Origin of the sequence: Pseudomonas oryziphila (assembly GCF_003940825.1) — a bacterium.
Lineage (GTDB): Bacteria > Pseudomonadota > Gammaproteobacteria > Pseudomonadales > Pseudomonadaceae > Aquipseudomonas > Aquipseudomonas sichuanensis.
The window spans coordinates 1,437,798-1,455,918 of the sequence record NZ_CP034338.1 but is presented as its reverse complement, the minus strand read 5'-3'; the positions used below and the strand labels follow the sequence as shown (position 1 = coordinate 1,455,918).

The following is an 18,121-nucleotide window of genomic DNA, read 5'->3' as shown; positions in this document are numbered from 1 at the left end:
AGGAGCGGGCCTTTCGCGGCACAAGGCCGCTCCTACAGTAAGACAGTTGCTCCCACAGTGCGCAGCGCGATCAGCTGTCGCCCCACTGGCGCAACAACCGCCGCGCCTCCTGTGAGCCCTGCCCCGCCGCCAGCTCCAGCCAGTAACGGGCCTGCTCGGGCTCCTGGGCCTGACATGCACGCCCGTACTCCAGCTGTGCGCGGCGATCACCGGCACGTGCAGCCTGGCGCAGCAGCTCGTGGCCGATGCGCCGGTCGCGGGCGTTGCCACAGTCGCGGCACAGCATCTGCCCCAGGCGGCTCTGGGCCACCACCACACCCTGGCGGGCCGGCTGTTTGAGCATACGCCCGGCCAGGTGCTTGACGCTGGGCTTGTCGCCCAGGCGCGGGCTGTCGAGCAGCCACAAGGCAACTTTCAGGGAAAAGTGTTTTTTGGGGGGCAACGATGTATCCGGACTGGCGAGGTGTTTACCGCGAAACTTCATGACCGACAGCGTAGGTGACTCAAGAGGCGCGCCACTCTACTCTTTTTTTTTCGCTACGGCCCGGCAGACTTTCGGCCAGGATCGATTTTTTTTCATGTTTTTTTCTTGACGTTTTTGCGAGGCGTATCTCCACCCCCGCTGCACCACCCCGATTGTCGGACACTTGCCCAAACTGCTGGCACGCCCGTGCTAGAGCAAGTGCTCGTGACAATCCACAGAAGCTGTGGATAACTCGGTGGACAACCCCCTCATGAAGCCCGCAAACCCCTATGAACCGGGGCTTACAGTCAAACTGTCGATTTTTTCACCAGTAAAAATTAGTGTTTTTTTTCATTGACTTAAGCTTGCAGTCAAGTCATTGGCGAAGCGTTTGCAGCCTGTTGCACGGGGCTAACAGCCAGTGTCTCAAATGTGTACAAGTGCACCATCAAACGGCATGGGCGTGCTCGAAAACAGGCCATCCAGGCATTCGATGGGGCAGCTCCCCTCTTCACAGCACCGACAAGAATCGACATAATGGCCGGCTTCGCTGAAAACAACTGGATGCTTGCCAACCCTCGAACATTCGTGTAGGGTGCGCCCTGTTAGTACCCAGCTGAAAGTCAATTCCGGCCACACAGTCCTTGCATACGCCCTCGACCACGAGCAGGCAATGCCCCATCAGGACCGGCCCATTCGATGATCCACTTGGCAGCCAACGCTGCTCAAGCACGAATCACGTCTCAGATTGATCAGGATCTTCCCCGGTGCCTCGAACCCTGGCCCCGGTGTGCTGCCTGCCTTTTGTCGTACCTACCAGTCAGCCCAGCGCCCACCTTTGCTTGCGCCACTCTGGCTGCCCTGTTCCAGTCAGGTTCTGCGTCTCCTTAATAAAGACGTCACTGGAACGTTTCTATTGTGCACGGATCAAACACCGTGTCTTACGCAGGAACATCCAACAATATGAGTAACCATCATCAAATTCAGGTTGCCGCTGGCACCCTCTCCAAAGCCTTCGCTCCACTGAAGTGCCTGATCGTAGCGCCCCGCAAGGGCAGCTTCAGCTTCACCCTGGTCGACGAGTATGGCGTCGCTTGCCACTCCGAGCGCCTGTACCCGGACCAGTACACCCGCGCCGAGCCCTTGCAGGCAGTGATCGAGCGCACCCGCCAGTCGCTGGTTGCATGAATGAATGGCGCGCGATTCATGCCATGAATCCATGCCCATGCAAGCTGCCTGACGGTTCTTGGCTTAATTGCCAGCGGGCATATGCCCCGCGACCTCAGGCAGCAATCGATTTAAAAACAGCCCTTTACACCATGCTTATCACACTACACTTCAACTCGAGCGGCCGTGGTCGCTTCCGACGGGCCTGACCACTCACCAGCTGCCAAGCTCCAGCGCCCGTCGGTCCTGATCTGTTCGAGGGCACCATGGGCATCGCTGCGAACGAGTTGAGTCGATACGTGATCCGGCCAACGCTGATCTACCTGAACCGCCACTGCGAAAGCGCCGAAGCATTGTTACTGGGCGTTGCCGCCAGCCAGTCGGCACTGGGCTCCGCCTTGCACGACCGGCGCGGCCACGGCCTTTACCGCATTGCCGAGCACCGCCACCGCTGCCTGTGGGACCAATTCCTCGCCCGTGACCCCGAGCTGGCCAGCCTGGTCCGTGGCCTGGCCAGCCAGCACGCCTTCCTCGGCGGGCCGCACCTGGAACTCACGGTAAACCTGCGTTACGCCACCGCCATTGCCTGGATGCTCATCGAGGAGCAGGCCACCCCGCTACCCGCCGCCGACGACCTGTTGGGGCTGGCGCGTATCTGGCGCCAGACCTTCAACCCCCAGGGCCGCTTGCGTGACTTCGCCAGGGCCTGGCAGCACTGCATCGAACCCGTTGCGACAGAACCGTTCTGAGAGTCGTTCTCGTATACACCCCGGAAAAAAGGAATTTTGGTCGGATTGTCCTACAAAACCGCTCTATCTCCCGCGATACAGCCTATAGCGTGGAGCGAGATTTGTTGGTAGCTTTCCGCCCCGGAGATCCCAAGGAGTTTCTAATAATGAAAAAAGCAATGCTCAAAACCTCCCTCGGTATTGCCGTTGCCCTCGCTTCCAGCCACTTGCTCGCCAGCGGTTTCGCGCTGAACGAACAAAGTGTCAGCGGCATGGGGACAGGTTTCGCGGGTCGTTCTTCTTCTGCCGAAGATGCCAGCACCGTGTACGGCAACCCGGCGGGCATGGCGCGCCTCAAGCGCGAACAAATCACCGTGGGTGGCGCAGCCATCTTTGCAAAATCCGACATTTCCGGCCGTGGCAGCAACCTCGGGGGGGAAACCGACGGTGACATGGTCCCGGTCGTCGGCGTGCCGATGGGTTACTACGTCAAGCCGATCGACGATAACTGGAGCGTCGGCTTCGGTGTATACGTACCGTTCGGCCTGGTTACCGACTATGGCAGCGGCGACGCCGCACGCTACTGGGGCAAGAAGAGCCACGTCGAAGTGGTGACCTTCCAGCCCACCATCAGCTATGCCTTCAACGACAAGGTGTCGATCGGCTTCGGTCCGACCATCAACCGCATCAAGGGCGAACTGGGCTCGAACACCGTCAACCCGTTCACCCCTGGCCGCAATGACGGCGAAGTGAAGATCAAGGGCGACGACACCGCCGTCGGCTACAACATCGGCATCATGGTCCAGGCCACCGACCGCACCCGCATCGGCCTGACCTACCACTCGATGGTCGACTACAAGCTTGAAGGCGATACCAAGGTCAACAACGCGCTCCTCGGCCCGTTCAGTGGCAGCAAGTTCGACGCCGAACTGAAGATCAAGACGCCGGAGTCGGCCGACTTCTCGATCACTCACGAGCTGGATGACCAGTGGACCCTGTACGCAGGCACCACCTTCACCCGCTGGAGCCGCCTGAAAGACATCACCGTCACCAACGAGCTGCCGGCACAGGTTGCCGCCAGCCCGGTCGGGCGCGGGCTGGGCACCATCACCGAGGAGCAGAACTGGCATGACACCTGGGCTGGCGCCATCGGTGCGGCCTACAAGGTGAACAAGGAGTGGACCCTGCGCACAGGCTTCTCCATGGACCAGTCGCCGACCAACAACCAGGACCGCTCGCCGCGCATTCCTACTGGCGATCGCAAGATCTTCAGCCTGGGCGCCGGCTACAGCCCGACCGACGACATGACCATCGACGTGGCCTACTCCTACCTGTGGGAGGAAGACACCAAGGTCAACCTGGCAAGCCCGACCAAGGGCACCTATCAGGCCAAGTACGAAAACAGTGCCCACGGTATCGGTGCATCCCTCACCTACCGCTTCTAAGTCACTGCCGCAGCATGAAGAAACCGCCCTCGTGGCGGTTTTTTCATGCCTGCACGTGCCAGCTGTCGCCCAGACAGTCCTGCAGATACGCCATGAAAGCACGCACCTTGGTGGTCATGGCATGGCGGTCCGCCAGGCACAGGTAGACATCCATCGGCTCGGTCTGGGCGTAGGCCTGGGTGTCGTCGCTGAACTCGAACAACGGCACCAGCCGCCCGGCGTCCAGGTGCGGTCGCGTGATGAACTCGGCCAGGCGGGTGATACCGCCATCGTTCAGTGCCATCTGGGTCAGGGCATCGATGTCGTCACTGATCAGTACCGGTCCGAACTGCGCCTCGAAACGCAGGCCATCGCGCATGAACCCCCAGGGCAGGAAGCGCCCGTCCACCGGGTAGCGGAACACCAGGCAGCGGTGCTCGCGCAGCGCCTCAGGCGTAACCGGCCAGCCGTTGGCGGCCAGGTAACCGGGCGAGGCGCAGCAGATGAAGGGAATACGCGCGATATGCCGGGCCAGCAGATGATCTTCGAGCTGCGGGGTGATGCGCAGGCTGACGTCGACGTCCTCGCGGGCATGATTGACCTTGCGGTCAGTCATCACCAACTCTATCGAAAGCTGCGGATAGCGCGCGGCAAACGCCGGGATCAGCGGCGCCAGCACATGCCGACCAAAGGCCGAACTCGAGGCAATGCACAACCTGCCCTGCGGTTCGCTGTCAGGCGTGGCCACGGCTTGCTCGGCCAGGGCCAGGTCACGCTCGATATGGCTCACCCGCGCGTAGTACAGGCTGCCTGCCGGTGTAAGCGCCATACTGCGGGTGGTACGCGACAGCAGGCGGACCTGCAGGTGAGCCTCCAGGCGCGCCAAGTTCTGGCTGACGGCTGCCGGGCTAAGCCCCAGCACGCGGGCGCCCCCGGCAATGCTGCCGGCCTCGACCACCTTGATGAAACTGCGGATGGCGTTGAGCAGGTCCATGTCGTGCCCTTCGGATTCGTAAGAATCTCTTTATAAAGAACACACTGGGCAAGGTCTACAGGCGCCTGGGCAGTCATTGCTAACCTGCGCCCTCACCTTTCGAACAGGAATCGCCATGAACGAGCCCCTTACCCTGCGCACCCGACGCAAGCTGCATCCAGGTGCGACACCCTATGTGTTTGCCTTTTTCATGTCGGGGATCATGGCCATGCTGATGTGCTTCGTGATCACCGCGGCCACCGCCGGGGTGGGTGACGATTACCTGAGCAAGGTGCTCAAGGCCTACCAACTGGCGATGCCGGTGGCCTTTGTTTGTGTGCTGATGGTAAGGCCACTGGTCGTGCGCCTGGTGGCGCTGACGGTGCATCCTCATTGAGGCGAGGCTGGGCCACAGGTGCAGGTCGGGATGTTGAGTGAAGGCTACCAGGTGCCTGGCGGTGTTTTTGTAGCGCCTATGAGATCGAGCGCCGCCCGCGCGGCGCATCGCTGGCAAGCCAGCTCCCACATTTGTTTCGGGCCAGTCACTCCTGTGATTTCATCGCTGTCCGCCTTGTTGGTACGACGAGGTTTTGAGGTGGGCACTGCTGGCGCTCCACCCGACTTGAGACATGCACCAAGGCGGGCGGCGGTACCCTCACAGGCATAATTGGCCCGAAACAGATGTGGGAGCTGGCTTGCCAGCGATGCGCCGCGCGGGCGGCGCTCGGTCTTGAGAGCGCTGCAAACCTGTCGTCCTGCACCTGGTGGCCTACATGCAATCCCAAGGCAGCCACCTCACGGCTGTGAAGCAATCGCCTTCTCGATCGCCGCAGTAAACGCCGGATCATCCGGCTTGGTCAGGCTGGAGAAATTGCCGATGACCTTGCCCTTGCGGTCCACCACGTACTTGTAGAAGTTCCACTTTGGTGCGCTGCTCTGGCGCGCCAGCTCGACGAACAGCGGGATCGCATCCTTGCCCCGTACCGGCTGGGTCTTGGTCATGGTGAAGGTCACACCGTAGTTGGCGTAGCAGACCTTGGCGGTCTTCTCGCTGTCGGCGTCTTCCTGCTTGAAGTCGTTGGACGGCACGCCCAGCATCTCAAGCCCTTGGCCGTGGTAGGCCTTGTAGGTCGTTTCCAGCCCTTCGAACTGCGGGGCGAAGCCGCAATAGCTGGCGGTATTGATCACCACCAGCGGCTTGCCGGCAAAGCGCTGGCACAGGTCGATCTGCTCCTTGCCACGCAGTTCGGGCAGGCTGCCGTGCAGCAGCGCCGGGCAGTCAGCAGCCCAGCCAGAAGTCGCGGCGGCCAGGGCCAGCAAGGGTAAGGTCAGCCAGCGTGCATGCATCAAGGGGTGCTCCTGCAGGAAAATGCTTCTTGCAGGGTAGCGCCTAACACAGGCTCATGCCCAGTTGCATGAGCGCCAGCCCGCCCTTGTGCCAGCCCCACCACACCAAGGCCAGCAACAGCAGCCCGGCCAGGGCCAGCAGGCTGCGCGCCAGTTGCCGGTTCATGCCGCCTGCGCCTGCAACCGGGCCACCGGGCGTTCGCGCACCGGCCAGTTGAGCGCGGCGGCCAGCAGGCTGAGCAGGATCGAGATCTGCCAGACCAGGTCGTAGCTGCCGGTCTGGTCATACACCACACCGCCCAGCCAGCCCCCCAGGAACGCCCCCAGCTGATGGAACAGGAACACGATACCCCCGAGCATGGACAGGTTGCGCACACCGAACAGCGTGGCCACGGTGCCATTGGTCAGTGGCACCGTCGACAGCCACAGCAGGCCCATGGCGATGCCGAACAGGTAGGCGCTGACCTGGGTCACCGGCGCCCACAGGAACAGCACGATCACCACCGCCCGCAAAAGGTACAACGCGGTCAGCAGGCGCGGCTTGGACATGCGCCCGCCCAGCCAGCCGGCGGTGTAGGTACCGACGATGTTGAACAGCCCGACCAGCGCCAGCACCGTGGTACCGGTAATGGCCGGCAGGTGCTGGTCGACCAGGTAGGCCGGCAGGTGCACGCCGATGAAAACCACCTGGAAGCCGCAGACGAAGAAGCCCAGGGCAAGCAACCAGAAGCCAGAATGCGAGCAGGCCTCGCGCAACGCCTGGACAAGGCTCTGATCGGCGCCCTGGGCAGGCATCGGGTTGTCGCGCAAAAGGCCCACCAGCGGCACGATCAGCGCCACCATCAGGCCCAGCACCAGCAGCGCCGCCGACCAGCCCAGCCACTGGATCAGGCCGAGGGTGCCGGGCAGCATGGCGAACTGCCCGAACGAACCCGCCGCGCTGGCGATGCCCATGGCCATGCTGCGCTTTTCCGGCGGCACGGCACGGCCGACCACGCCGAGAATCACCGAGAACGACGTGCCTGAGAGCCCGATGCCGATCAACAGGCCGGCACTGAGCGACAGCGACCAGATCGAGTCGGCCATGCCCATCAGCACCAGCCCCGTGGCGTACAGGATGCCGCCGATGATCACCACCTTCGCCGCGCCCAGCCGGTCGGCCAGCGCGCCGGAGAACGGCTGGGCCAGGCCCCAGATCAGGTTCTGCAGGGCGATGGCGAAGGCGAACACCTCGCGGCCCCAGCCGAAATCGGCACTCATCGGCGCCAGGAACAGGCCGAAGCCATGCCGCACACCCAATGACAGCGCAAGGATCAGCGCCGCCCCCAGAAGCACCCAACCGCTGGTCCGCCATACGGAAGTCATTGTCGTTGTCTCCAGCACATCGCAAGGTTTATGCGGGTATATACCCGCTTATGATCGTAATGAATCAAGCCAGCCGCTCCAGCAGGCGCACCAGTTCGTCGCGCTGGCCTTCGCCCAGTTGTTCCACCAGTTGCTGCTGGGCCTGCTGCCAGGCCGGGTGCGCCGCTTCAAGCCGCGCCTTGCCCGCCTCGCTCAACAGCACCAGCCGATTGCGTTGGTCATCGCCGTCGGCCAGGCACACCAGCCCCTCGGCCTCCAGCACCCGCAGATTGCGGCCCAAGGTGCTGCGCTCAAGGCCCATGGCCTCGGCCAGGCTGGTGATGCTCGGCCGGTCGAGCCGCTGCACATGGCGCAGCAGGGAAAACTGGGCGACATTGATGCCGAAGCCGGCAAGGGCCTCGTCGTAGTGTCGGCTCACCCCACGGGCAGCACGACGCAGGTGGGTACAGATGCATTCACTGGTCAGCATGGTTACGTGTATATACCCGCAATATGGATGTTGCAAGAAGTTTCATTGCCGCCGTCACGGCTGCAGGCGCCGGCGGATCGGCTCGAATTCCCGTGTGGCCTTGCGTGGCAGCGGGTCCGGCGCTCCCTGTTCGATCGCCTGCCAATACCGCCAAGGCACCTTGGCCGCACCCAGTTCGTAGTCCATGCCGTCCCAGCTGTCTTCACGGAAGCTGTAGAACGCCCAATGCAACTGCTGGCGGTCGAGCACCGTCAGCACGTCCTCCAGGTACTGCCGACACCCAGGCAGGCGGCGCATGCAGCCGAACTCCCCGACCACCAGCCGCGAGCGCGGCAGCCCGACCGACGCGGCCCAGTCCAATGGCTGCTGCAGGTACCGCGCGACCCGTTCGCCATCCCACTGCTGCACCTGCCCGGCGAACGGCACCGGCCCCGGGTAGGCCAACGGCTGCAGGCGGGCCATGTTCGGCGCGCTGGTGGCGGCATAAGGCTCATACATGTGCACGCTATACAGCACGCGGGGGTCGTCCGGTATCGACGGCCAGTAATCGAAAGCATCAGCGGCGGCGTACCAACCGGCATCGAGCATGACCGGCGTCTTTTCGTCGACGTCGCGTATGGCCGCCAGCAGTTGCCGGTAAAGAGCCGGCAGGTCGCGCGCAGTACCCTGCTGGCCCAGATACCACTGCTTCATCTGCGCCGCAGTGGCGTGCTCGGCCAGGCCACCGTGTTTTTCCGGCGCGGGCTCGTTGATGAGGTTGTAGGCGGCGATGGCCGGGTGGTCCCTGAGCGCCAGTGCCAGGTCACGCCAGAACCGTGCGGACTGGTCCCAGAAGCGCTTGTCCTGCCACAAGCGGTCATCGAAATGCCCCTGGTTGTTCTGCGCCCAACGCATGCCCGGTAGCGACAAGGGCGTGATCACGACTTTGAGGCCCGCCGCGTGGGCACGGTCAAGGACTTCCAACAACTGTTGCAGATCGGCCTGCGCCAACCCTTGATAGTCATCCGCCGTGCCCAGGAGGAAATCGCGTGCCGACGGCCGCCACTTGTCATAGGAAAGCCGCACCCAACTGGCCCCATAGCCCTTGAGCGCATTGAAGTAGGCCTGGTCGGGGGGCAGTCGATTGAAGCTATTGCCGCCGTGGCGCGGCAGGCTCCAGAAGTCGACCAGGTCGGCGGCGCCCGCGGGCAGGCCGCTCAGGGCCAGCAGGCAGGCGAGGATCCAGTGGCGCATGTGCGCTCCTTGCGAGGGTGGAGCTGCCGAGGATATGTCAGCCCATCAAAGGAAATTTCCGCAACAACCGCAGGAAAATTCACACGCTGACAACCCGCTCAGCGCATCACCGCCAGCGCCACCACCACCGTCAATTCGAGCAGTTCCAGCAGTGCGCCAGCGGTGTCGCCCGTGGTGCCCCCCAGCCGCCGGCACATCAATTGGCGCAGCCAGCCGAATACCAGCAGTGCAGCCAGCAAAGCCGCCATCACTGCCCAACTGCCCGCCATGCCCAAGGCCCCGGCGCAGCCCAGCAGTATCCAGCCAGCGGCCCGGCGCGGCAGATGCTCGGCCAATGCTGTGCCCAGTCCACCCGGGCGCACATAGGGCGTGGTCAGGAACAGTCCGAGCATCGCCGCCCGCCCGACTATCGGCGCCACCACCAGCAGGCCGCCTGCGCCGTCCTCCACCAGTACCCACAAAGCGCAGAACTTGAGCAGCAGCACCAGCACCAGGGTGACCACGGCAATCGGCCCGCTACGCGGGTCCTTCATGATCTGCAAGGTGCGCTCGCGGTCGCCGAAGCCGCCCAGCCAGGCGTCGGCGCTGTCCGCCAGGCCGTCGAGGTGCAGGGCGCCGCTGAGCAGCACCCACAAGGCCAGCAACAGCGCCGCCTGCAAGGGCGCCGCCGTACCCTGGAGCAGATGGCTGGCCAGCCACAGCAGCAGGCCGAACAGCAGCCCGACCGCGGGATAGAACAGCACCGAGCGCCCCATCTGCGCAGGCGTCGGCATACCTGGCAGGCTCACCGGCAGGCTGCTGAGAAACTGCAGGGCAATCCAGAACGGCAGCATCTCAGCCAACCTCGCGCAAATGGCCATCAAGGCTGGCCTCAAGGCGCATCAACGCCCCATGGCCGACCTCGACTTGCAGCAGCTGCTCACGGGGCAAGCCACGCGCCCTTGCCAGCAACAGGCGCATGACCCCGCCGTGGGTGACCAGCAGCACGCGCTTGCCGGCATGCGCGCGGGCCAGGCGCTCGACCGCTGCCACCACTCGCTCGGCAAACGCCAGCACCGGCTCGCCGGCCGGCGGCGTGAAGGCGTAGGGGTCGTTCCAGAACAGCCCCAGGGCATCGGCTTCGGTCTGCATGATCTGCGCCGCGCTGCGGCCTTCCCAGTCGCCAAAGTGCAGCTCGCGCACATCCGCCTCGCGCTGCACCGGCAAGCCCAGGCGCGCGCCCAGCTCGTCGGCGAACAGCGCGCAGCGTTGCAGCGGTGAGCTGACCAGGATGTCCCAGGGGCCAGCCTGTGCCACGGCCTGGCGCATCTGGGCCCAGCCGGTAGCGGTCAGAGCATCGTCCAGGCTGCCGCGCAGGCCGCCACCCAGTTCGGTCTCGCCGTGGCGCAGCAGGTCGAGGATCATGCCGGGCGGTCCGCCACCGCCGCTTCGGCGAAGGTTGCCATTTGCCCGTGCAGGGCACAGGCCAGGCGCAGCAGTGGCACAGCCAGCGCCGCACCGCTGCCTTCGCCCAGGCGCAGGCCCAGGGCTAGCAGTGGCTCGGCCTGCAACGCGGCCAGCAGCATCTTGTGGCCCGGCTCGGCGCCCTGGTGGGCGAACAGCAGCCAAGGGCGGCATTGCGGGTTGAGGCGTACCGCCACCAGGGCGGCGACGCTGCAGATGAAGCCATCGACCAGCACCGCCACGCCGTGCTGGGCACAGGCCAGGTAGGCGCCGGCCAGCGCGGCGATCTCGAAACCACCGACACAGGCCAGGGCCTGCAGCGGTTGGTCGGCGCGCAACCCGTGCAGTACCAGCGCCGCCTCGATCACCTCGGCCTTGTGCCGCACACCGGCGCTGTCCAGGCCGGTGCCCGGCCCGCTCAGTTCACGCGCCGGGCAGCTCAGCAAGGTGCTGGCCAGGGCCGCTGCCGCCGTGGTGTTGCCAATGCCCATCTCGCCGCCGATGAACAGCTGGGCGCCGTCCTCGACCGCACGCAGGGCGCTGTCGCGACCGGCCTGCAGGGCGGCGGCCAGCTGGGTGTCGGTCATCGCCGGCTGGCGGGCGAAGTTGGCCGTGCCCGCGCCCAGGCGCAGGTGGTGCACGCCGGGCAGTTCGAGGGACGGATCGATGGTGCCGAGGTCGACCACCTCCAGACCTGCATCCAACTGGCGGGCCAGTACGCTGATTGCCGCACCGCCGCCGACGAAGTTGCGCAGCATCTGCCCGGTCACCGCTTGCGGGTAGGCGGAGATGCCCTCCTCCACCACCCCGTGGTCGCCGGCGAAGATGCTGATCGCCACCTTGTCCACGCTGGGCCGCTCGCGCCCCTGCAAGGCGGCCAGGTGAATCGCCAGGCCTTCGAGCTGGCCGAGGGAACCGGCGGGCTTGGTCAGTTGCTGCTGACGGGCGCGGGCCTGGTGCATGGCGGCGGTGTCGAGGGATTGGCAGGCATCACGCCACCACATCTGGGTCATAGAGTGGGTCCTTTGAGCATGAGAGGGAGGCCGGCCACGGTCAGCACCACGCGCTGGCAGCGCTCGGCCACGGCCTGGTGCAACAGCCCGGCGTGGTCGACGTAGCGGCGGGTCAGTTCGCCCATGGGCACCACGCCCAGGCCGGTTTCGTTGCTGACCAGGATGATCGTGCCCGGCAATTGCTCAAGGCACGCCAGCAGCGCATCGCGCTCCTGCACCAGGCGTTGCTCGTCATCGAGCATCAGCAGGTTGGTCAGCCACAGCGTCAGACAGTCCACCAGCAGGCAACGGCCTTCGCCGGCTTCGGCACGCAGCACCTTGGCCAGGGCCAAGGGTTCTTCGATCAGCCCCCAGTCAGCCGGGCGGCGTTCACGGTGCAGGCGTACCCGTTCGTTCATCTCGCCATCCAAGGGCTCGCTGGTGGCGATGTAGGTCACCGACAGGCCGCTGCTGCTGGCCAGTTGCTCGGCCAGGCGGCTCTTGCCCGAGCGGGCGCCGCCGAGGATCAGGTTACGCATGGGCAGTGACTCCACACAGCTGGCGCAGATGCGCGGTGTCCAGGTGCTGCTCGACCAGGTCAGCCAGGCGCTCGATATCGCGCTCGCGCAGGGCCTCGTAGTCGATGGCCTGTACATCGGCAAGCCCGGCCCAACGCAGCAGTGCCGCGCACGACTGGCTGCCTTCGAACAGGCCGTGCAGATAGGTGGCGAGAATCTGCCCGTCGGCACTGATGGCACCGTCGCAGCGGCCGTCTTGCAGTTGCACGGCCGGATGCTCCAGGGCCGGGCCACGGGTGACTCCGGCGTGAATTTCGTAGCCCGCGATCGGTGACTGCTCCAGCGCCAGCGTGCCGCTGACGTTGCGCAGTTGCTTCTCGGCCTCAAGCACCGTCTCGTAGTCCAGCAGGCCAAGCCCGGCACTGGAGCCGGCCGGGCCTTCCAGACCGAGCGGATCGTGAACCTCGCGGCCCAGCATCTGCAACCCACCGCAAATGCCGATCAGCTTGCCGCCATAGCGCAAATGCCGGGCGATGGCCGTGTCCCAGCCACGCGCGCGCAACTGCGCCAGGTCACCGCGCACGCTCTTGGAGCCGGGCAGGATGATCAGGTCGGCGGGCGGGATCGGCTGGCCCGGGCCGATGAATTGCAGGTCGACCTGCGGGTGCAGGCGCAGCGGGTCGAAATCGGTGTGGTTGCTGATGCGCGGCAGCACCGGGACTATCACCTTGAGCAGCCGTTCGCCCTTGACCGCCTGGCGCACGTCGATGCCGTCCTCGGCCTCCAGGTGCAGGTCGGTGACAAAGGGCAGCACGCCAAGCACCGGCTTGCCGGTGCGCTGCTCCAGCCAGTCCAGGCCCGGTTGCAGCAAGGCGATATCGCCACGGAAGCGGTTGATGACGAAGCCTTCGACCCGCGCCTGCTCGCTCGGCGAGAGCAGCTCCAGGGTACCGACCAGATGGGCGAACACCCCGCCACGGTTGATATCGGCCACCAGGATCACCGGGCAGTCGACCGCTTCGGCGAAGCCCATGTTGGCGATGTCGCCGGCGCGCAGGTTGATCTCGGCAGGGGAGCCTGCGCCTTCGACCATCACCACTTGATAGGCCTGCTCAAGCCGCTCGTGGGAGGCCAGCACCGCCTGCATGGCAATGGCTTTGTAGCCGTGGTAGGCCACGGCGTTCATGCTGGTGACCGCGCGCCCATGGATGATCACCTGGGCCCCGGTGTCGCTGTTGGGCTTGAGCAGCACCGGGTTCATGTCGGTGTGCGGCGCCAGCCGGCAGGCTTGGGCCTGCACCGCCTGGGCGCGGCCGATTTCGCCACCGTCGGCGGTCACAGCGCTGTTGAGCGCCATGTTCTGCGGTTTGAACGGCACCACTGCTACGCCTTGGCGCAGCAGCCAGCGGCACAGGGCGGTAACCAGCGTGCTTTTGCCGGCATCGGAAGTGGTGCCTTGCACCATCAGGGTGGTCATGCCGATTCCTTTTGATAATCCAGCAGCGCCTCGCGCAGGCGCAGCTCCTGCGCCGCATTGGCCGGCAGGCCGAAGCGCAGCGCCGCCGGTTGCTCGAACAGGCGCACGAGGATGCCGCGCCGGGCGAGGTATTCATATAGTTGCGCCGCACGCTCGGTGGCCACGTACTGGAACAGGTCGCAGCCCCCGGTCGGCGCCAGGCCGGCTTCGCCCAGCAACGCCACCAGCCGCGCGCGGGCCTTGGCGCAGCGGTCGATCTGCATCAGGTGGGCCAGTTCATCGGCCAGGCACACCTTGCCCAGCACCCGAGTCGGGCCGCTCACCGTCCACGGCCCCAGCAGCTCGGCCAGCGCCTGCAGCAGTGCCGGCTGCGCCATCACGAAGCCCAGCCGCACCCCCGCCAGGCCGAAGAACTTGCCGAACGAGCGCAACACGATCAGCCCAGGCCGATCCACATGGCCGCACAGGCTGAGCCGCGGGGTGTTGTCGATGAACGCTTCGTCGACCACCAGCCAGCCGCCCCGCTCTGCCAGCCGGGCATGCCAGGCCAACAGGCGCTCACGGGGGATCAGCCGGCCGGTGGGGTTGTTGGGGTTGACCAGCACCAGCACGTCGAGGCTGTCGATTGCCTCATCGACCTGCTCGTCAGCCAGTTCGACCAGCGTGTGCCCCGCGCGCTGCCAGGCGTGGGGATGCTCGGCGTAACAGGGTGTCAGCACCCCGACCCGCCCAGGCGCGCGCAGCTGCGGCAGGGCCTGGATCGCCGCCTGGGAACCGGCCACGGCCAGCAACAGATCGGCGTGATAGTAGGTGCGCGCCGCCTGCTCCAGGCCGTCCTCGGTTTCCGGCAGTCGCGCCCAGGCCTCCTGGGGAATCGGCGGCACGGCATAGGGCCAGGGCGCGATGCCGCTGGACAGGTCGAGCCAACGCTCGCGGGCAATTGCGTACTGCGCCACCGCCCGCAGCAGGCGGCCACCGTGTTCAAGCATTCAGGTAACTCCCCAGGCAGATCACCAGCAACCATAGCCATACCCCGCGCTGCACCAGGCTCCAGCCGCGCTCGATGGCGTCGGCGTCGGCCATCGGCCCCTCGCCCAGGCGCGGCCGCTCGTGCAGCTCACCGTGGTACACCGCAGGCCCTCCCAACTCCACAGCCAGCGCACCAGCACCGGCGGCCATCACCGGGCCGGCGTTGGGGCTGTCCCACAGCGGCCCCTGCTGGCGCCAGCAGCGCAGCGCCAGGCGGGTCTTGCCGAGCACAGCGTAGGTCAGCGCCACCAGGCGCGCGGGAATGTAGTTGAGTACGTCGTCGATGCGCGCCGCGCACCAGCCGAAGCGTTCGAAGCGTTCGTTGCGATAACCCCACATGGCATCGAGGGTATTGCTCAGGCGATACAGCACCACCCCCGGCGCACCGGCCACGGCAAACCAGAACAGCGCGGCAAACACTGCATCGCTGCCGTTCTCCAGCACCGATTCGGTGGCTGCCCGGGCTACCGCGGGCTCGTCCAGCTCGCGGGTTTCGCGGCTGACCAGGTAACCGACCCGACGCCGCGCTTCGTCCAGGTCACCCTGGCGCAGGGCCTGGGCCACCGGCAGCACATGCTCGCCGAGGCTGCGCAGGCCCAACGCGCAGTACAGCGCCAGCACATCGACCAGCCAACCAACGTACGGCAGCCAGGACAGGACCAGCGCCAGCAGGGTCAGTGGCACCACGGCGAGAAACCAGGCGCTGACACCATGGCTGCGCCAGCCACGGCCACCGGCGTTCAGACGCCGCTCCAGATTCGCCGCCAGGTTGCCGAAGCCCACCAACGGGTGCCGGCGTTGCGGCTCGCCGAGCAAGGCGTCCAGGGCCACGCCCGCGACAGTCAGCAAGGCCACGCTCATGGCCGGTCTCCCCAATGGTTCTCGTACAGCATTTCGCTCAGGGGCCGTTGCTCGGCCCAGTTTTCCAGCACCAGCATCGGCGCCGGGTAGAACTCGATCACCGGCCCCAGGCACAGCACCGCCACCGGCTTGGCCCCGGCGGGCATGCCCAGCAGCTCGGCCAACGCCTGTGGCTCGAACAGCGACACCCAGCCCATACCCAGGCCCTCGGCACGCGCCGCCAACCAGAGGTTCTGGATGGCACAGGCCAGCGAGGCCAGGTCCATTTCCGGCAGGGTGCGACGGCCGAAGATGTGCGGCTCGCGGTTGTCCATCAACGCCGCCACCCACAGTTCGGCGCAGTCGTTGATGCCCTCGACCTTGAGCTTCATGAATTCATCGGAGCGCTCGTTCAAGGCGTCGGCGGTGCGTACCCGCTCGTCCTCCACCAGCGCCTGGATACGCGTGCGCAGCTCGGTGCGGGTGATGCGGATGAAACGCCACGGCTGCATCAGGCCGACGCTCGGCGCCTGGTGCGCGGCGGCAAGCAGGCGTGCGAGCAGCTCCGGCGCCACCACGCCACCGGCGAAATGGCGCATGTCGCGGCGCTCACCGATGGCCCGGTAGACGGCCGCGCGCTCGGCGTCGCTGTAGGCGTGGTCGCTCATGGTCGCAGCAGCGCCGCCGCCGCGTCGGGGTTGGAGGGGAAGTAGAAATGCACGTAGGAGGCGGTCAGCCGGCCCAGGCGGTACACCGCTTCGTTGCCACGGCCGCCGTTGGGGCTCAGGCCGCGGGCGATCGGTTCCAGCGCGGTGCTGGTCAGCGAGTGGTGGTAGGTGTGCCCGCGCAGGGTGCCTTCCGGCAGTTCGACCGCCTGCAAGGCCAGGGCGGCCAGGCGCTTCTGCATGGTCGCCTCGCCCGGCAGCAGGCAGAGCAGCGCGGCACGTTCGCCGGCCACGTCGGTCAGGGCATCGAGCAGGTAGAGCATGCCGCCGCATTCGGCCAGCAAGGGCTTGCCCTGGGCATGGTGGGCGCGGATCGCCTCCAGCATCGGCGCATTGGCGGCCAGTGCGTGGTGGTGAAGCTCCGGGTAGCCACCGGGCAGGTACAGGCTATCCACAGCGGGCAATTCGCGGTCATGCAGCGGCGAGAAGAATTCGAGGTGTGCGCCGAGGTTGCGCAGCAGCTCCAGGTTGGCGCCGTAGGTGAAGGCGAAGGCTTCGTCACGGGCCACGCCGATGCGCACACCCTTGAGCGAAGTCGCAAGCGCTGCAGGCGCTGGCGCGGCAAAACTCACCGCTGGCGGCAACGCCGCATCGCAACTGGCGGCGAGCGCTTCGGCGGCGGCGTCCAGGCGCGCATCCAGGTCATTCAGCTCGCTGGCCTGGACCAGCCCGAGGTGGCGGCTGGGCAGCTCGATGCCGCGCTCGCGGGACAGCCCGCCGTACCAGCGCAGGCCTTCGGTCAGGCTGCCTTCGAGCAGTTGCGCGTGGCGCAAGGTGCCGACGCGGTTGGCCAGCACACCGGCAAACGGCAGGTCCGGCTGGTAGCGCGCCAGGCCCAGGGCCAGGGCGCCGAAGGTCTGGGCCATGGCCGTGCCGTCGATCACGGCCAGCACCGGCACGCCGAAGTGGCGCGCAAGGTCGGCACTCGACGGGGTGCCGTCGAACAGCCCCATCACCCCTTCGATCAGGATCAGGTCGGCATCGCGGGCCGCTTCCCACAGCAGGCGACGGCTCTCATCGGCACCGATCATCCACAGGTCCAGCTGGTACACCGGCGCGCCGCTGGCACGCTCGAGGATCATCGGGTCGAGGAAGTCCGGGCCGCACTTGAACACCCGCACCTTGCGCCCGAGATTGCGGTGCAGGCGCGCAAGGGCGGCGGTGACGGTGGTCTTGCCCTGGCCGGAGGCTGGGGCTGCGATCAGCACCGCCGGGCACTGACGTGCTTCACTCACAGTTCAACGCCCTTCTGTGCGCGGATACCGGCCTGGAACGCATGTTTGAGCATGCCCATCTCGGTGACGGTATCGGCCAGTTCGACCATCTCGGGCTTGGCCGCACGGCCGGTGACGATCACGTGCTGCATCGGCGGGCGGGCCTGGATATCGCTGAGCACCTGGTCGAGGTCGAGGTAGCCGTGCTTGAGGGCGATGTTCAGTTCATCGAGCACGACGAACTGGATCGCTGGGTCCTGCAGCAACTGGCGCGACACGGCCCAGGCGGCCTCGGCAGCGGCGATGTCGCGCTGGCGGTCCTGGGTTTCCCAGGTGAAGCCCTCGCCCATCACGTGGTAGCTCACCTGCTCGGGGAAGCGCCGGAAGAACAGTTCCTCGCCGGTGCTGTTGCGGCCCTTGATGAACTGCACCACGCCGCACTGCATGCCGTGCCCCATGGCCCGGGCGAGCATGCCGAAGGCCGAGCTGCTCTTGCCCTTGCCGTTGCCGGTGAGTACCAGCAGCAAGCCGCATTCGTTCGGGGAGTTGGCGATGCGCTCGTCGATGAGCGCCTTCTTGCGCTGCATGCGCGCCAGGTGGCGTTCGTCGCGTTCGGGGGATTCGCTCATCAGGGTTCTCCGCAGCTGTCGCAGCCAGGCGACAGGTAAAAGGCGGGCAGACGGAGAACGCGCAGGGGCCGTGGCCTGGGCCACA

General features: G+C 66.1%; 21 protein-coding genes. 4 read left to right on the top strand and 17 right to left on the bottom strand.

Translation table 11 applies throughout. The features are described from left to right. Positions 1-70: 70 nt before the first annotated feature. Positions 71-484 carry a tetratricopeptide repeat protein gene (locus EJA05_RS06895; protein ID WP_125463010.1) on the bottom strand — a complete coding sequence of 138 codons (414 nt, stop codon included), beginning with the start codon at positions 482-484 and terminating at the stop codon, positions 71-73. A 942-nt stretch (positions 485-1,426) separates the two neighbouring features. Here EJA05_RS06895 and EJA05_RS06890 point away from each other — a divergent pair. From EJA05_RS06890 to EJA05_RS06880, 3 genes are all read left to right on the top strand, one after another. After that, positions 1,427-1,651, top strand: a complete 225-nt coding sequence (locus EJA05_RS06890; RefSeq protein WP_125463009.1) for a hypothetical protein — start codon at positions 1,427-1,429, stop codon at positions 1,649-1,651. Between the two features lie 245 nt (positions 1,652-1,896). Beyond that, positions 1,897-2,379, top strand: coding sequence for a hypothetical protein (locus tag EJA05_RS06885; protein WP_125463008.1), 483 nt, complete (start codon positions 1,897-1,899; stop codon positions 2,377-2,379). A gap of 146 nt (positions 2,380-2,525) precedes the next feature. Continuing rightward, positions 2,526-3,803, top strand: a complete 1,278-nt coding sequence (locus EJA05_RS06880) for an OmpP1/FadL family transporter (RefSeq protein ID WP_125463007.1) — start codon at positions 2,526-2,528, stop codon at positions 3,801-3,803. Positions 3,804-3,846: 43 nt separating this feature from the next. Here EJA05_RS06880 and EJA05_RS06875 read toward each other — a convergent pair whose 3' ends face one another. After that, a complete protein-coding gene (locus EJA05_RS06875; protein WP_125857742.1) occupies positions 3,847-4,776 on the bottom strand; it encodes a LysR family transcriptional regulator in 930 nt (309 codons plus the stop codon). 115 nt (positions 4,777-4,891) lie between these two features. On the opposite strand from EJA05_RS06875, the gene EJA05_RS06870 reads away from it, so the two are divergent. After that, positions 4,892-5,152, top strand: a complete 261-nt coding sequence (locus tag EJA05_RS06870; protein ID WP_125857741.1) for a DUF2798 domain-containing protein — start codon at positions 4,892-4,894, stop codon at positions 5,150-5,152. 398 nt (positions 5,153-5,550) lie between these two features. Here the strand turns inward: EJA05_RS06870 and EJA05_RS06860 are convergent, their stop codons facing one another. The 15 genes from EJA05_RS06860 to cobO all read right to left on the bottom strand — a co-directional run bounded on the left by EJA05_RS06860 (position 5,551) and on the right by cobO (position 18,036). Then, on the bottom strand, positions 5,551-6,102 hold the full coding sequence (locus EJA05_RS06860; RefSeq protein WP_125857740.1) for a glutathione peroxidase: 552 nt from the start codon (positions 6,100-6,102) through the stop codon (positions 5,551-5,553). Positions 6,103-6,145: 43 nt separating this feature from the next. Then, on the bottom strand, positions 6,146-6,268 hold the full coding sequence (locus tag EJA05_RS28550; protein ID WP_258645338.1) for a hypothetical protein: 123 nt from the start codon (positions 6,266-6,268) through the stop codon (positions 6,146-6,148). Beyond that, positions 6,265-7,467: an MFS transporter gene (locus EJA05_RS06855; protein ID WP_125857739.1), complete on the bottom strand. Its 1,203-nt coding sequence runs from the start codon at positions 7,465-7,467 to the stop codon at positions 6,265-6,267. Before EJA05_RS06855 ends, EJA05_RS28550 begins: the two co-directional genes overlap by 4 nt. Before the next feature lie 64 nt (positions 7,468-7,531). After that, positions 7,532-7,936 (bottom strand): MarR family winged helix-turn-helix transcriptional regulator, encoded by a 405-nt coding sequence (locus EJA05_RS06850; protein ID WP_125463002.1) that lies wholly within the window; start codon positions 7,934-7,936, stop codon positions 7,532-7,534. Positions 7,937-7,990: 54 nt separating this feature from the next. Continuing rightward, entirely contained in the window at positions 7,991-9,169 is a 1,179-nt protein-coding gene (locus EJA05_RS06845) for a glycoside hydrolase family 5 protein (protein WP_125857738.1), read from the bottom strand. A gap of 98 nt (positions 9,170-9,267) precedes the next feature. Continuing rightward, positions 9,268-10,002: an adenosylcobinamide-GDP ribazoletransferase gene (locus tag EJA05_RS06840; RefSeq protein ID WP_125857737.1), complete on the bottom strand. Its 735-nt coding sequence runs from the start codon at positions 10,000-10,002 to the stop codon at positions 9,268-9,270. 1 nt (position 10,003) lies between these two features. Further along, complete coding sequence (gene cobC / locus EJA05_RS06835; protein ID WP_125857736.1) at positions 10,004-10,573, bottom strand: alpha-ribazole phosphatase family protein; 570 nt, start codon at positions 10,571-10,573, stop codon at positions 10,004-10,006. After that, entirely contained in the window at positions 10,570-11,625 is a 1,056-nt protein-coding gene (gene cobT / locus EJA05_RS06830) for a nicotinate-nucleotide--dimethylbenzimidazole phosphoribosyltransferase (RefSeq protein ID WP_125857735.1), read from the bottom strand. Before cobT ends, cobC begins: the two co-directional genes overlap by 4 nt. After that, entirely contained in the window at positions 11,622-12,143 is a 522-nt protein-coding gene (gene cobU, locus EJA05_RS06825) for a bifunctional adenosylcobinamide kinase/adenosylcobinamide-phosphate guanylyltransferase (protein ID WP_125857734.1), read from the bottom strand. The genes cobT and cobU overlap by 4 nt, the downstream gene beginning before the upstream one ends. Next, entirely contained in the window at positions 12,136-13,599 is a 1,464-nt protein-coding gene (locus EJA05_RS06820; RefSeq protein WP_125857733.1) for a cobyric acid synthase, read from the bottom strand. Before EJA05_RS06820 ends, cobU begins: the two co-directional genes overlap by 8 nt. Beyond that, positions 13,596-14,588 (bottom strand): threonine-phosphate decarboxylase CobD, encoded by a 993-nt coding sequence (gene cobD / locus EJA05_RS06815; protein ID WP_125857732.1) that lies wholly within the window; start codon positions 14,586-14,588, stop codon positions 13,596-13,598. Before cobD ends, EJA05_RS06820 begins: the two co-directional genes overlap by 4 nt. Further along, positions 14,581-15,489 (bottom strand): adenosylcobinamide-phosphate synthase CbiB, encoded by a 909-nt coding sequence (cbiB, locus tag EJA05_RS06810; RefSeq protein ID WP_125857731.1) that lies wholly within the window; start codon positions 15,487-15,489, stop codon positions 14,581-14,583. Before cbiB ends, cobD begins: the two co-directional genes overlap by 8 nt. After that, positions 15,486-16,136 carry a 5,6-dimethylbenzimidazole synthase gene (gene bluB, locus EJA05_RS06805; RefSeq protein ID WP_125857730.1) on the bottom strand — a complete coding sequence of 217 codons (651 nt, stop codon included), beginning with the start codon at positions 16,134-16,136 and terminating at the stop codon, positions 15,486-15,488. Before bluB ends, cbiB begins: the two co-directional genes overlap by 4 nt. Beyond that, positions 16,133-17,428, bottom strand: a complete 1,296-nt coding sequence (locus EJA05_RS06800; RefSeq protein WP_125857729.1) for a cobyrinate a,c-diamide synthase — start codon at positions 17,426-17,428, stop codon at positions 16,133-16,135. Before EJA05_RS06800 ends, bluB begins: the two co-directional genes overlap by 4 nt. Then, positions 17,425-18,036 (bottom strand): cob(I)yrinic acid a,c-diamide adenosyltransferase, encoded by a 612-nt coding sequence (cobO, locus tag EJA05_RS06795; protein WP_125857728.1) that lies wholly within the window; start codon positions 18,034-18,036, stop codon positions 17,425-17,427. The genes EJA05_RS06800 and cobO overlap by 4 nt, the downstream gene beginning before the upstream one ends. Positions 18,037-18,121 lie beyond the last annotated feature (85 nt).